9 protein-coding genes, 1 tRNA gene and 1 other RNA gene are annotated in these 14,514 nt (G+C 55.3%); 8 read left to right on the forward strand and 3 right to left on the reverse strand.

The annotated features are described in order from the left end of the window. The first annotated feature begins 52 nt into the window (after nt 1-52). From pgaA to JI62_RS18750, 4 genes are read left to right on the forward strand one after another with little or no spacing between them, the layout of a single operon-like run. Nucleotides 53-2,479, forward strand: a complete 2,427-nt coding sequence (pgaA, locus tag JI62_RS18735) for a poly-beta-1,6 N-acetyl-D-glucosamine export porin PgaA (RefSeq protein ID WP_088701616.1) — start codon at nt 53-55, stop codon at nt 2,477-2,479. Continuing rightward, on the forward strand, nt 2,476-4,437 hold the full coding sequence (pgaB, locus tag JI62_RS18740; protein WP_088701617.1) for a poly-beta-1,6-N-acetyl-D-glucosamine N-deacetylase PgaB: 1,962 nt from the start codon (nt 2,476-2,478) through the stop codon (nt 4,435-4,437). The genes pgaA and pgaB overlap by 4 nt, the downstream gene beginning before the upstream one ends. Then, nucleotides 4,434-5,684, forward strand: a complete 1,251-nt coding sequence (gene pgaC / locus JI62_RS18745; RefSeq protein WP_088701618.1) for a poly-beta-1,6-N-acetyl-D-glucosamine synthase — start codon at nt 4,434-4,436, stop codon at nt 5,682-5,684. Before pgaB ends, pgaC begins: the two co-directional genes overlap by 4 nt. Then, nucleotides 5,674-6,075 (forward strand): hypothetical protein, encoded by a 402-nt coding sequence (locus JI62_RS18750; RefSeq protein WP_170938595.1) that lies wholly within the window; start codon nt 5,674-5,676, stop codon nt 6,073-6,075. Before pgaC ends, JI62_RS18750 begins: the two co-directional genes overlap by 11 nt. A gap of 142 nt (nt 6,076-6,217) precedes the next feature. On the opposite strand, the gene ffs is transcribed toward JI62_RS18750, so the two are convergent. The 3 genes from ffs to JI62_RS18765 form a co-directional block, all read right to left on the reverse strand. Then, nucleotides 6,218-6,314: signal recognition particle sRNA small type (gene ffs, locus JI62_RS18755), an RNA gene on the reverse strand. A gap of 77 nt (nt 6,315-6,391) precedes the next feature. Continuing rightward, nucleotides 6,392-6,468: transfer RNA gene (locus tag JI62_RS18760), tRNA-Met, on the reverse strand. A gap of 99 nt (nt 6,469-6,567) precedes the next feature. Then, nucleotides 6,568-7,503 carry a choline ABC transporter substrate-binding protein gene (locus tag JI62_RS18765; protein ID WP_430750727.1) on the reverse strand — a complete coding sequence of 312 codons (936 nt, stop codon included), beginning with the start codon at nt 7,501-7,503 and terminating at the stop codon, nt 6,568-6,570. Between the two features lie 219 nt (nt 7,504-7,722). Here JI62_RS18765 and betI point away from each other — a divergent pair, with 219 nt between their 5' ends. The 4 genes from betI to JI62_RS18785 all read left to right on the forward strand — a co-directional run bounded on the left by betI (nt 7,723) and on the right by JI62_RS18785 (nt 14,450). Beyond that, nucleotides 7,723-8,343, forward strand: coding sequence for a transcriptional regulator BetI (gene betI, locus JI62_RS18770; protein WP_205737550.1), 621 nt, complete (start codon nt 7,723-7,725; stop codon nt 8,341-8,343). Nucleotides 8,344-8,371: 28 nt separating this feature from the next. Then, nucleotides 8,372-9,841 (forward strand): betaine-aldehyde dehydrogenase, encoded by a 1,470-nt coding sequence (gene betB / locus JI62_RS18775; protein ID WP_088701621.1) that lies wholly within the window; start codon nt 8,372-8,374, stop codon nt 9,839-9,841. A gap of 222 nt (nt 9,842-10,063) precedes the next feature. After that, complete coding sequence (betA, locus tag JI62_RS18780) at nt 10,064-11,737, forward strand: choline dehydrogenase (RefSeq protein ID WP_088701622.1); 1,674 nt, start codon at nt 10,064-10,066, stop codon at nt 11,735-11,737. A 217-nt stretch (nt 11,738-11,954) separates the two neighbouring features. Further along, on the forward strand, nt 11,955-14,450 hold the full coding sequence (locus JI62_RS18785) for an acyl-CoA dehydrogenase (RefSeq protein WP_088701623.1): 2,496 nt from the start codon (nt 11,955-11,957) through the stop codon (nt 14,448-14,450). Nucleotides 14,451-14,514 lie beyond the last annotated feature (64 nt).

Below are 14,514 nucleotides of genomic sequence, written 5' to 3' on the forward strand. Positions count from 1 at the left end.
ATACATTTTATTACAAACACACTGTCATAAGTTCCAGGGTGGGAATATCACCATGCAGAATCGTCCTAGCTCCCTACTGCCGATTTGCCTGCTCGCCTGCCTAACCACCAGTGCGGCGCATGCGCAAACAACGACTGATGCGCAACGCGAAGCACTGGTTATCCAGGCACGCCAGGGGGCATTGGAAACATCCATTGACGGTTTACAGTCACTGTATCACCAAACACGCGATGTGCGTGTTCGGGCTGATCTGGTAGCACTGCTGGTACGTGCCGCTCGCCATCAGGAAGCATTGGACGTGTGTCCCTGGTGCCAAACAGAAAATTACAGTGATTCGGAACTTGCCAACCTTGCTGGGGCCGCTCGAAGTGCGGGCGAATACGACAAGGCGCTGGATATGTTTCAAACACTTACCTATCGAAACCCTTCAAATGCACAGGGGTGGCTTGGCCAAGCGTTGGTTCATACCGACATGGGCAATTACACACTGGCGGATATATCGTTGCAGCAGTACAACCAAGTAGCTGGCACAACAACGGCAGGGCTTGAGGCAAAGGGCTACCTAGCAGCACAGACAACTAACGCCATGCAAGAGCTGGACGCCCGCCAAGCCCTGGTAGCTCAAGATCCAAGTAATACGGGCGAATTACAAGCACTTTATCGTCTGGCCGTCGGGCTTGGCGCCAGCTCGGCGGCACGCCGTATCATGCAGTCTAATCCCGATGTCTTCAGCGACAGTGACCGCCTGTGGCTTACTTACTATGAAGGGGTAACGGATATACGGCTAGGTATACATACCGACCAGCCGACAAGAACTGCGGGGGGATTGGCGCAATTGAACAGCGTTTTGAACACACCTAACGCCCCTCAAGAACTTATCACCATTGCTGAATACGACAAGGTGGTGGCGCTCGCAGAGCTGAGACGATTCTCTGAAGCGGAAGCACTAGCCATGAGGCTTGAAAACCAGCACGGCCAGCTACCAAGCTACGTAGCACGTGCCAGAGCCTATGCACTGCATGGCATGGGGCGTCCAGATGAAGCCATCGACCTCTACGAAAACCTGATTCGACAATCCCCTGCTCAGGCAACAAATCCTGACGACCCACTCAACGAAGGACTGTTTTACAGTTACACCGATGCCCAGCGATTCCGCGATGCGGATAGGTTATTGGCAGAGTGGCGCGCCAGCGAACCTGAACAACGTTTAGATTTCACGCGCACCGTTCGCATCGAGAACCCCAACTACCAAAAAGTTTTGCTGCTGGAAGTGCTACTGGATGCCTGGAGAGGCCGCACCGACGAGGCCAGCGAGCGTCTCGCTGAATATCAGAATCAAGCACCCGCGGATCCCTACCTTTGGCTTATTAAAGGGGATATTGAGCGTGAGAGAGGTTGGCCAAGAAAGTCAGAAGCCTCTTACCAACAAGCTGAGCAACTACTTCCACCTGACCAACAAACTGTCGCTCAGCACGGTGTGCTGCTAGCCCGATTGCAGCGGGGCCAGTGGCAAGGCACCACTGATGAAATTGCGAGAACGACTACTGAAGCGAGGCCTAGTGCCTCAAGGGACGACCTAGCGCGAGAGTGGCGCGAACAACGTGCCCCCCAACTCAGCAGTACGTTCGAGCGCAGCAAGGGACAAGGTAGCGGTACTCAAGCATCTCGCGAGTGGCGCTATGAAGTACTTCTTGAAGGGCCACGAAATAGCAACGGCTCCCGTCCTTTCGCACAACGGATTGGCCAATTTGGAGAGTTTGACGATGAGGATCTCTACGCCTCCTACAACATAGCAGGCTACGAATGGAACCTCCATCCAGCTACAGTCACTCTGGCTGCGGGCCACGGCTCACAGCTCAACGATGACTTCCTGGCCCTCGCCGAGCTGCAGTATGCCCCAACGGATCACATTACCACGAGGCTTGGCGTCGAGATAAATACCACCGACACACCGCTAAGAGCACTGAAAGATGGTGTCAACGCAGACCGTTACCGTGCTGAACTGGCTTATCGGCACGACGAGCGCGGAGCTGGCGCCATCGGCATAATGGCCACCGATTTTGACGATAGCAACCTGCGTCAATCCATTTACGGCTACTGGAATCAAACGCTTTATCATCTGGATCGCTGGCAGGTCAACGGAGAAGTGCAGGTATCCGCATCACGTAATGATGAGGTGGATGCCAGCTACTTCAATCCTCGGCGTGATGCAAGCCTGGCCGGTGTATTAACCGTCAACTACGAAACCCCGATTGACTATCGGCAGTCCTTTATCCAGTCCGTTTCTCTCGGTTCAGGACGCTACTGGCAAGAAGATTTCGACAGCGAGAACACTTGGTCAATTGGATACCAACACCGCTGGGAGCTAACCCCCACCGTAAATTTTGAATATGGCATTACCCGCGAACGAGCCGTCTACGACGGTGTTCCTGAATATGACAATGTTATTTCAGCCGGCTTTGTATGGAGATTCCTATGACACTCTGGCGCGTTATTGTAATGAGCGCGGTTCTGCTGGTAGTGGTCAACATTCAGCAGGCCCAGGCCGACCGCTTGCCGGGAGATTATGTGGTGATCAGCTATCACGATATTGTCGACTCCAGCGTCACCCCCGAGCTGGATATCTATTCGCAGACCATTACTCGCAGCCGGCTCATTGAACACTTCAACCTCATTGCGGTTGGCGGATACCAGCCAGTGAGTTTACAACAGATTCTGGATGCCAAAGCGGGGGGGCAACCTCTGCCAGACAAAGCCGTACTGCTGACTTTCGATGATGGCTATCGAAGCTTTTATGACATTGTGTTCCCGCTACTCAAGCTCTACAACTTCCCCGCCGTTCAAGCTGTGGTAGGCAGTTGGCTGGATGTACCCGCTGGCGGACGTGTGCCCTATGGCAACATCACCCTGCCCCGCGAACGTTTTCTCAGTTGGGAGCAGGTTAGAACACTGAACGAATCACCGCTGGTGGAAATCGCTTCCCACTCCTACGACCTTCATTATGGGGTAGTCGGCAATCCCATGGGTAACGAACAAGCAGCCGCGGTCACCAGCATATGGAACGCGCGCAGCGGTTATGAAAGCGAAGCTGCTTACCTTGAGCGAATTCGTAACGATATGGCTCGTACTCAACAGCGATTCCAAGAACAGGTAGGCCAGAGCCCTCGTATCATGGTGTGGCCCTACGGTGCCTACAGCGAGGCGACTCTCGATATCGCCGCCCAATATGGCATGGAGTACACTTTCAGCTTGCTCAGTGCTCCCAACCAACTCAATGACTCAATGCGCAGCATGAACCGCTACCTCATTGACCAGGAGACCACCCTGGAAACGATAGAGGAGATACTCTCCAATCGCGTATGGGAGATGGAAGAGTTACGCATTGTGCATGTTGACCTGGATTATGTGTATGACCCAGACCCCATTCAGCAAGAGCAGAACCTCGACCGCTTAATTGAGCGTATTTCCCGTTACGGTGTCAGCACAGTGTACCTGCAAGCTTACGCTGACCCGGATGGTAACGGAGTAGCCGATGCACTCTACTTCCCCAACCGTCATTTGCCCGTTAGGGCTGACCTTTTCAACCGAGTTGCCTGGCAGTTAAAGAAACGCGCAAACGTAAAAGTATATGCATGGATGCCAGTACTCTCGTTTGACCTGGGGCCTGGTTATCAGTATGTCACCGATGTAAGAACTGGCAACGAGTCACCCGATCACTACCGTCGCCTCTCGCCTTACGTGGAAGCGAACCGTCGTACCATTCGTGAGATTTACCAAGATCTTGGTCGACTGACTAAGTTTGATGGTTTGCTGTTTCACGACGATGCTTTCTTTACAGACTTTGAGGATGCCTCTCCTAACGCCCTGAACGCTTATCAGAGCGCGTCACTGCCAAGAGATATCAACGCGATCCGCAATGACGAAGCCTTGATGACTGCCTGGGTGCGTTTCAAGACCGAATACCTAACCGATTTCACTCTCGAACTGGAGCAGGCCGCGAACTACTATCGCCAAGCGGACAATAAGGTATTCACCACCTCACGCAACCTTTACGCCGTCACGGTAATGGAGCCGCGTAGCCAGCGTTGGTTTGCCCAGGATATGCAAAACTTTGCCAGTGGTTATGACTTCGTCGCCGTGATGGCTATGCCCTACATGGAAGAAGCCGAGAATCCCGATGCGTGGCTGAGAAGCCTTGCCCAGCGTTCGCTAGCTCAGGTAAGCGCCGACCAATTGGTATTCGAATTACAAGCACAAAACTGGCATACCCAAACCCCTATTCCCAGCGCTGAGATCGCTCAGTGGGTGCGCATTCTGCGTGAAGAAGGTATTAAAAACATTGGTTACTACCCAGATGACTTTCACCAAAATCATCCAGATATCAATGTGATGCGACCGGTCTTTTCCATCGGACGTCGTTTTAGGGCCACCCCATGAACATACTTGACCAACTCGCCGTCTTCACACTCGGCTACCCAAGCCTGATGGCAACCATCTGGATATGTGGGGGCATCTACTTCTACGTCCACTGGGAGCGCAAACAGCCTTGGCCTGCCACCTTCACGTGGGACGAGACCACACCTAAAGTAACGGTGATATTGCCCTGCTATAACGAAGAGGCAAATGTGGAAGAGACCATTCACCATCTTTTCAAGCAGAACTACCCGTATATGGATGTGATCGCCATCAATGACGGCAGCAAGGACGACACCGCCAGTCAGTTGGACGCCCTAGCACTCAAGTATCCTGCATTACAGGTATTGCACCAGACCAACCAAGGCAAGGCCAGCGCCATGAACAATGGATTGAGCCACGCCACAGGCGATATCATCGTGGGCATTGATGGCGATGCGATACTTGACTACGACGCCATCGGCTACATGGTCAGCCACTTTATCAGCAGTCCAAACGTCAGTGGCGTCACCGGCAATCCACGGGTAAGAACCCGTTCGACCGCCATTGGCAAGATTCAGACCGGCGAATTTTCCGCTATCATCGGCTTGATCAAACGCGCCCAGCGTATCTACGGAATGGTATTTACCATTTCCGGGGTTATCTGCGCTTTCCGGCGCAAGGCACTCGAAGAAATCGGTGGCTGGAATACCGACATGATCACTGAGGACATTGATGTCAGTTGGCGCTTACAGCTGAATGGCGGCCAGGTACGCTATGAACCCAGGGCCATGTGCTGGGTGCTGATGCCGGAAACTCTACGCGGACTCTTCAAGCAGCGTTTGCGCTGGGCGCAGGGTGGCGGTGAAGTTTTCCTGCGCTATTTTTCACAAACCATCCGCTGGAAGAACCGCCGCTTCTGGCTACTAATGCTGGAGTACATCGTCAGCGTGATGTGGTGCTATTCCGTTATCACGTTGATTGTGGCATGGCTAATATCTCAACTGTTACTGCCCATGGCATGGCCTATCACCACCAAGCTGCTCTCCTACTTCGGCAGCATCCTGATCGCCATCAGCTTCATCCAGTTCAGCGTTAGTTTCTATATCGACAGCCGCTACGACAAAGAGATATTCCGCTGCGTCTACTGGAGTGTCTGGTATCCATTCGCCTATTGGATTATCAATATGGCCACCGTCATTATCGCCTTCCCAAGAGCTATGCTGCGCCAAAAAGGGAGGCTTGCCACCTGGACTAGTCCTGACAGAGGGGAACAATTCAATGAACAATAAACTGATGCCCGTTATCATCGACAACCCCTGCCAGAAAAGCTGGGGCTATCGATCACGCGATACCTTGATCACACTAGCCACACTAGCACTGTGGGTTTTGGTGATGGCCAGACTGTACATGTTTTTCATAGTGGAGGAAGCGATCCTGGAACAACTCTACGCTTCAATCATGATCAAAATAGTGTTGGTGGGCTTCCTTGTTACCTTTCTGACATTCCACTGTTGGGCAGTTTATAATAAACACCTTTATACTAACTACTTAAAGCGCCAACTCAGCCAGCTTAAACAGCCAACGATTGAAAGAGATAATGACACCGAGAGCCAAATCGACACTGAACAGTCAATCCAAGAGCAGGAAATAGTCCTTATAACCAACCAAACCAATAACTGATGCTACAAGCGACACTCTATTGGGCGCCGCCACAAGGCGTGTCAGGATGGAGGCTCTCGGGAATCCGCAAGCTTTGCTATTACAAATTGGCGGAGGGGCAGTTGTTCAATATCTTCCAACTGCTAATCAGAAATGGAGGCGGCCCCAAAAGCCACATCCCGGCACACGCAGCCACCACTACCGTTGCTCCCTTCCGGGCCTGGCGGGGTTCGCAGTTTAGCGTTGCGGGAGGACCTAAGGGGCCACCATAACGGCACACTCTGTTGTTTAAAAACTGTTTCTATTAAAAACAGTCGCGAGTGTGCTAATGCTGATGTGGTGGCTACGCCCTGATTTGAACAGGGGACCCCATCATTATGAGTGATGTGCTCTAACCAGCTGAGCTACGTAGCCTTTCCCTCATCAACGGGTGCAGATTATGCCTACCTTAATGACGAAAGGCAAGCCGGATTCCGGCTTGCCGCGACTATAGAAAGGCGTGGCAAAGCTGCCTTATTGAATGGCTGCACGCACAGCAGGAGCGCCAGGCTCGCCGTCGCGAGTGGTGACACCCTCTAACCACTCATCCAGAATACCTTCATTGGCTTTTAGGTATTCACGGGCCGCATCACGGGGATTTTCGCCATCATCCATGATCGCGCTCATCAGTTGATTCTCCATCTCCAGGGTAAAGGTCATATTACGCAGCAAGGTACCCACATTCGGGCACTCATCCACGAACCCCGCTCGAGTATTGGTGTGCACGGTCGCGCCGCCTAAATCCGGGCCAAAATAGTCATCGGCATCAGAAAGATAGGCCATCTCGAAGTTAGAGTTCATGGGGTGCGGCTCCCAACCCAAAAACACCATCCACTCTTCATTGGGCACCCGAGCACGCAGCTCTGCCAGCATGCCAGCTTCGCTGGAATCGATTACCTGCCAATCGCCTAACCCGTATGCATCGTCATCGATCATCTGCTCAATGAGCTCGTTGCCATCGTTACCCGCTTCGATGCCGTGCACACTGCTATCAAACCGTTCAGCATACTCAGCTAAATCGTTAACCGACGTCACACCCGCATCGTAAACGTACTGAGGCACTGCCAGGGTATACTTCGCCCCTTCCAGGTTGGCTACCAAACGCTCAACTTCACCGCGCTCGATATAGGGATCGCTGATAGAGGCCATGGAAGGCATCCAGTTACCCAGGAAAACATCGAAATCATTGTTACGCATACCGGCATAGGCAATCGGAACGGAAACGGTATCGACGCTTGGCTCATAGCCAAGCCCTTCGAGGACTTCGCTAGCGAGCGCAGTAGTAGCGGTAATATCCGTCCAGCCCACTTCGGCAAAGCGCACGCTGCTGCACTCGTTTGCATAGGCAGCCGTGGGCAGACCCGCTGCCAGCAATAAAACACCTGCATAGCGTGAAGAAGTTCTGCTCATCATCGTTGTCCCCTTTATATAAGCTGATTGCCAATACGTATTGCCAAAACATGGATACGAACACTCAGTTACTGCCGTGGTCGCAGTGCGTAGAAATCATCGCGTCTTTTTATTGATTGAACGTTCAATAAAAAAATGCCATCATTGTTAGGTAATCATGTCTACGCTCGGGTTTCAAGCAACGACCCTGTTAGGCATTCAACGAATTAGGAGAACGTCGTGCCAAAGGTGGGAATGGAACCGATACGCCGCCAGCAGTTAATCAACGCGACCATGGCAGCCATTGATGAGGTCGGTTTAGCCGAAACTACCGTGATGCGCATTGCCCGCCATGCGGGCGTTTCAGCAGGCATCATCAGCCACTACTTTGGCGGTAAAGATGGCTTGCTGGAAGCGACGATGCGGCAAATCCTGACCGACCTGTCCGGGGCCGTTGCGGTGCGTCGCAATGCGCTGGAAGACGACTCTCCCCGCGCCCATATCGGTGCCATCATTGAGGGTAACTTTGACCGCACGCAGGTCACCGGCCCCGCCGCCAAGACATGGTTAGCGTTCTGGGCCAGCAGCATGCATAAGCCCATGCTGCAGAGGCTGCAAAACGTCAATGATCGCCGGCTTTACAGCAATTTATGTCACCAGTTCCGACGTGTTATGCCCCGTGCAGAAGCCCGCAACGCAGCACGCGGCTTAGCCGCCATGATTGATGGCCTATGGCTGCGCGGCGCACTAACGCCAGAAGGCCTCGATGCTGCAGAAGCACGCTTTCTTGCTCACACCTATCTCGATCAACTTTTTGCTCACTATGGATGCCCAAAGACCGAATCCAACACTTACAGCTAATTTCATTACCTTACTGGAGGAGACCTACATGGCCGCTCAAGACGTACAGCCACTTTATATTGATGGTCGCCAGGTAAATGCCACTTCAGGCGATACTTTTACCGTTACCAACCCCTTCGATGGCAGCCTGCTGGCCACTATCGGTCAAGCCAGCCAAGCGGATGTTGACACCGCGGTTGCTGCAGCTCAGCGCGGCCAACGCGAGTGGGCCGCGATGAGCGGCATGGAGCGTTCACGTATAATGCTGCGCGCCGTCGCGCTGTTAAGAGAGCGCAACGACGAGCTTGCCGAGCTTGAAACCCGCAATACCGGCAAGCCGATCAGCGAAACGGCCAGTGTCGATATTGTGACCGGTGCAGACGCATTGGAGTATTACGCAGGCTTGGCACCGGCTATCGAAGGTAGCCAGATTCCCCTGCGCGATAGCTCCTTTGTCTACACCCGCCGTGAGCCGTTGGGCGTGATCGGCGCGATTGGCGCCTGGAACTACCCGATTCAAATTGCCTGCTGGAAAGCTGCCCCGGCCCTGGCGGCAGGCAACGCGGTGGTGTTTAAGCCCAGCGAAGTCACCCCGCTCACCGTGATGAAACTAGCGGAAATCTTCACTGAGGCAGGCCTGCCCAACGGCGTCTTTAACGTGGTGCAGGGCGACGGCCGCGTGGGCGCCATGCTCACCGAACACCCTGGCATCGCCAAAGTCTCGTTCACTGGCGAAGCCGGCACCGGCAAGAAAGTCATGGCCGCCGCCGCAATTTCGACGCTCAAAGACGTCACCATGGAACTGGGCGGCAAATCGCCGCTGCTGGTCTTTGCAGATGCCGACCTTGATCGCGCTGCCGACGCCGCCATGATGGCCAACTTCTACTCCAGCGGCCAAATCTGCACCAACGGTACGCGGGTATTTGTCGAACGCAGCATTAAAGACGCCTTCGAAGCCAAGCTGGTAGAGCGCGTTAAGCGCATCAAAGCAGGCGACCCAATGGATCCCAGCGTCAACTTTGGCCCCCTGGTCAGCTTCGAGCATCAGGAGAAAGTGCTCTCCTATATTGCCCTGGGCAAAGAGCAAGGCGCCCGTCTGCTCGTGGGTGGCGACGACTGGAACAGCGGCAGCTTTGCCGATGGCGCCTGGGCGGCTCCTACCGTGTTTACCGACTGCACTGATGAGATGCGTATCGTGCGCGAAGAGATCTTCGGCCCGGTGATGTCAGTACTCGCCTTTGATGACGAAGCGGAAGTCATTCGCCGCGCCAACGACACCACCTATGGCCTTGCCGCCGGTGTCTTCAGCGAAAGCCTAAACCGCGCCCACCGCGTGATACACCAGCTGGAAGCGGGCATTTGCTGGATCAACACCTGGGGCGAGTCACCTTCCGAAATGCCGGTAGGCGGCTACAAAGAGTCGGGTATTGGTCGCGAGAACGGTATCGAGACGCTTAATCACTATACCCAGACCAAGTCAGTTCAAATCGAGATGGGGCCGTTTGAGTCAGTGTTTTAAATCAAAGCACCACTTTTCTGCGCACTAACTGACCAGGGCACTGGGGGTGGCTTGTAGCGAGGGTCTTTTCCCATGGCCGAAACCTGATCCATTCAGTTTCGGCATTCCCGCCATCCGTGGCGGTCAGATGGGAAAAGTAGCGCCCAGGGATGGGTTCACAGCGCCCTCGCGTAAAGCTACCGCCAGGAAGCCCCGCCCCATCTTCAGCCTCGGTAATTCACTATGTCTCAACCACGCGAATTTGATTACATCATTATCGGCGCAGGCTCGGCGGGTAATGTGCTCGCTACCCGCCTCACCGAAGACAGCAGCGTCAGCGTACTGCTGTTAGAAGCTGGCGGCCCTGACTACCGCTTCGATTTCCGCACCCAAATGCCCGCGGCCTTAGCTTTTCCGCTACAGGGGAAGCGCTACAACTGGGCGTTTGAAACCGACCCCGAGCCTTATATGGATGGCCGCCGCATGGAGTGTGGCCGCGGCAAGGGCCTGGGCGGCTCCTCGCTGATTAACGGCATGTGTTATATCCGCGGTAACGCACTCGATTATGACAACTGGGCCAAGCAGCCCGGCCTCGAAGATTGGGACTACCTAAGCTGCCTGCCCTACTTCAAAAAGTGCGAAGCCCGCGACATTGGGCCCAACAGCTACCACGGCGGCGACGGCCCGGTCAGCGTGACCACGCCTAAAGCGGATAATAACCCGCTATACCGCACCTTTATTGAAGCCGGCAAGCAGGCGGGCTACCCGGAAACCGAAGACGTTAACGGCTACCAGCAAGAGGGGTTCGGCCCCATGGACCGCTTCGTTACGCCCAAAGGTCGCCGCGCCTCCACGGCCCGTGGCTACCTGGATATTGCCAAACAGCGCCACAATCTCACCATCGAAACCCATGCCGTCACCGACATCATTGAGTTTGAAGGTAAGCGGGCGGTGGGCGTTCGTTATGAGCAGAAAGGCGAAAAACAGCAGGCCTACGCGCGCCGCGAAGTGCTACTGTGCGGTGGCGCCATCGCCTCGCCGCAGATTCTTCAGCGCTCCGGCATCGGCAACCCGGAACTGCTCAATGAGCTCGACATCGAGACGGTTCATGCCCTGCCCGGCGTAGGTGAAAACCTCCAGGATCACCTGGAAATGTACATCCAGTACGAGTGCAAAGAACCTATTTCGCTCTACCCCGCGCTTAAGTGGTACAACCAGCCCAAAATTGGCGCCGAATGGCTGTTTAAGGGCACCGGCGTGGGGGCCAGTAACCAGTTTGAATCCTGTGGTTTTATCCGCAGCCGCGATGAAGAGGAGTGGCCCAATCTGCAATACCACTTCCTGCCCATTGCCATTAGCTACAACGGCAAAAGCGCGGTACAGGCCCATGGCTTCCAGGCCCACGTTGGCTCTATGCGCTCAGAAAGCCGCGGGCGTATTCGACTGACATCAAAGGATCCACACGCGGCGCCTAGCATCCTGTTCAACTACATGGCCAAAGAGAAAGATTGGCAGGAGTTCCGCGACGCCATTCGCCTCACCCGCGATATCATCGCCCAGCCAGCGTTTGATAAATACCGCGGTCGCGAGATAGCGCCCGGCCCCGACGTGCAGTCGGATGACGAACTCGACGCCTTTGTAAAACAGCACGCCGAAACCGCCTACCACCCTTGCGGTAGCTGCCGCATGGGCGAGGGTGAAATGGCCGTCACCGACGGCCAGGGACGCGTGCATGGGATTGAAGGCCTTCGCGTCGTAGATGCTTCACTGTTCCCGGTGATTCCTACCGGCAACCTGAACGCCCCCACCATTATGCTGGCGGAGAAAATCGCCGACCGCATTAGAGGCCTTGACCCACTCCCCCGCGCCAGCGTTGACTACTACGTCGCTAACGGCGCACCGGCCAAACGCACCTGAACATTTAGTCGGTTTTCTACTCCAAACGCCATGGCCTCTCGCTATGGCGTTTTTTTTGGTGAGGAGATCGCATTTGCAGCGCTAAACATGCCTAAATACTTGCACGAGGCGGGCACCATCTGCCAATATTCAAACAAGTGTTCGATTAATCATTTTAACCAACACTTTACTAACAACAGCTGGCCAGCAATCAAGGCCACCAACTGAGAGAGACACTATGCTCACCCTACTTCTTATCGTGCTCGCCATTGCTGGCCTGCTCGTCGTGATGCGTCGCGAGGCGGGCGCCCCCGCGGCAATAGCGGTGCTTGGCGTATTGGGCCTTGTTGGCCTGCTGTTTGACGCCGAAGTCATTGGCGTGCTGCTGCTGATTGGCGCAGCCGCTGTGGCAGTCGCTGGCTTGCCCGCGCTGCGTCGCAAGTGGCTCACACCGCGCCTATTCGCCACCTTTAAAAAAGTCGCCCCCAAAGTGTCTGCCACCGAGCGCACGGCCCTGGAAGCAGGCAGCGTTTCCTGGGATGGCGAACTATTTTCTGGCAAGCCCCAGTGGGAAAAGCTGCTCGCCTTTAAGGATGACGGCCTGCGCGACGATGAAAAAGCCTTCTTGGCCAATCAGTGTGTCAAAGCCGCGGGTATGTGCAACGCCTGGGATATCGCCCAAGAGCGCGCCGACCTGCCCCAGCAGCTGTGGGATTTTCTGAAGCAAGAGGGCTTCTTCGGCATGATCATTCCGAAGGAGTACGGCGGCCTGGGCTTCTCAGCCAAAGCGCAGTCCATGGTGCTTCAGAAGCTCTCCGTCAATGAAACCCTGATGGTGACCGTGGGCGTACCCAACTCTCTCGGCCCTGGCGAACTGCTGCTGAAGTACGGCACCCAAGAGCAGAAAGATCACTACCTGCCGCGTTTATCCGATGGTCGTGAAATCCCTTGCTTCGGCCTCACTGGCCCTCGCGCCGGTTCTGATGCCACCTCGCTGCCCGACACCGGCGTCGTCTGCAAACAAACCATTAACGGCGAAGAAGTGCTTGGCCTGCGCCTTAACTTCGAGAAGCGCTGGATCACTCTGGCACCCATCGCCACTGTGGTGGGCTTGGCCTTCCGTCTGTTTGACCCGGAAAAACTGCTGGGTGACGAAGAAGATCGCGGTATTACTCTGGCGTTGATCCCCCGCGACACCGACGGCATGGAAATTGGCCGCCGTCACCACCCTATCGGCAGCCCGTTTATGAACGGCCCGATTATCGGTAAAGATGTCTTCGTACCGCTGGACACCATCATTGGCGGCCCGGACATGATCGGCCAGGGCTGGCGAATGCTGGTGGAGTGCCTGTCTATCGGCCGCTGCATCACACTGCCGTCAGGCGCCACCGGTACTGCACGTTACGCCCTGGGTTGGAGCGGCGGTTTCACCCGCGTTCGTCGCCAGTTCAACGTGCCGGTTGCCGAGATGGAAGGCGTGCAGGAGCCCCTCGCTCGTATGGCGGCACTGGCCTATATCTCCCAAGCTACCGTGTATCAAACCGCCAATATGATCGACCACGGCGAAAAACCCGCGGTGCCCTCGGCCATTCTGAAAAGCCAACTGACCGAGTTCCAGCGCGTGCTGCTTAGCGACGCCATGGACGTTCACGGTGGCAAAGCGGTTACCCTTGGCCCACGCAACTACCTGGGTATCGGCTACAGCGCCAACCCGGTGGCGATCACCGTGGAAGGCGCCAACATCATGACCCGCAACCTGATGATCTTTGGTCAGGGCGCGATCCGCTGCCACCCTTATGTGCTGGAAGAACTGGCCGCCAAAGACGCCAACGATATGAAGGCGTTCGATAAAGCCTTCTTCGGCCACGCGGGCTTAATCTTTGGTAACGCAGCGCGGGCCTTTACCCTGGGCTTTGGCATCGGCAAAGCCAGCGTGCCCTTCGATGGCCCCGCTGCTACCTATGCCCAGGATATTGCCCGCCTCTCCGCTGGCTTTGGCCTGTGTGCCGACGCCGCCATGGCGAGCCTGGGTTCAGCGCTGAAGAAACGCGAAATGATCTCTGCGCGGCTGGGGGATGTACTCTCTAATCTCTACCTCGCCTCAATGGTGCTCAAGCAGTGGCAGGCCGGTAGTAAAGTAGAAGGCGAAGAAGCGCTGCTGCACTACAGCTGCCGCTTCCTGCTCCAGCGTGCCGAACAAGCGTTCGTGGAGATTTTCGATAATCTTCCCAACCGCGCCCTGGGCAAAACGCTTAACGCTGTGGTAATGCCCACCGGTCGCCGCTGGAATAAACCCCACGATGACCTGGCCCGCGATATTGCTAAGCGTGTCTCTACCCACAGCGCACTGCGCACCAAGCTGTTGGAAAACACCTGGGACGCAGATGACGGCGAACAGCGCAACCCTCTGGCCCGCTACAACGCCCTGCTAGTGGATTATGACCGAGCTGAAGCAATCTACCGCACGGTGAACAAGGCGTACGCCAAAGGCGAGCTGCCGCAAACGGCGCTGCACCCTGAAGCTCGGGTCGAGGCAGGCTTGGAAAAAGGCTTGGTCAGTGCCGAGGATGCCGAATTTATGCGCACCTTCGAGGCTGAAGTGTTGGAAATGCTCACCGTGGACGACTTTGCCTACGATGCCTTTGCCAAGAACAAGTCCACACTGATCAATCACAATGAAAAATCTGCAACAGCGTCCAGACAGCCAGAGCAGGAGGAGGAAAACGTTAAGTAATCCCCCTTTTTCAAAGCGTTACCAGTAAAGCGGCCGCCCCCTGCGTACCAGGGGGCGGCTTTTT

The sequence above is a fragment of the Halomonas campaniensis genome (genome assembly GCF_002211105.1).
GTDB classification, from domain to species: domain Bacteria; phylum Pseudomonadota; class Gammaproteobacteria; order Pseudomonadales; family Halomonadaceae; genus Vreelandella; species Vreelandella campaniensis_A.

Excerpts from the sequence above, each read along its gene's own strand:
- pgaA (WP_088701616.1), top strand. The coding sequence starts at position 53 with ATGCAGAATCGTCCTAGCTCCCTACTGCCGATTTGCCTGCTCGCCTGC.
- pgaB (WP_088701617.1), top strand. The coding sequence starts at position 2,476 with ATGACACTCTGGCGCGTTATTGTAATGAGCGCGGTTCTGCTGGTAGTG.
- pgaC (WP_088701618.1), top strand. The coding sequence starts at position 4,434 with ATGAACATACTTGACCAACTCGCCGTCTTCACACTCGGCTACCCAAGC.
- JI62_RS18750 (WP_170938595.1), top strand. The coding sequence starts at position 5,674 with ATGAACAATAAACTGATGCCCGTTATCATCGACAACCCCTGCCAGAAA.
- JI62_RS18765 (WP_430750727.1), bottom strand. The coding sequence starts at position 7,503 with ATGAGCAGAACTTCTTCACGCTATGCAGGTGTTTTATTGCTGGCAGCG.
- betB (WP_088701621.1), top strand. The coding sequence starts at position 8,372 with ATGGCCGCTCAAGACGTACAGCCACTTTATATTGATGGTCGCCAGGTA.
- betA (WP_088701622.1), top strand. The coding sequence starts at position 10,064 with ATGTCTCAACCACGCGAATTTGATTACATCATTATCGGCGCAGGCTCG.
- JI62_RS18785 (WP_088701623.1), top strand. The coding sequence starts at position 11,955 with ATGCTCACCCTACTTCTTATCGTGCTCGCCATTGCTGGCCTGCTCGTC.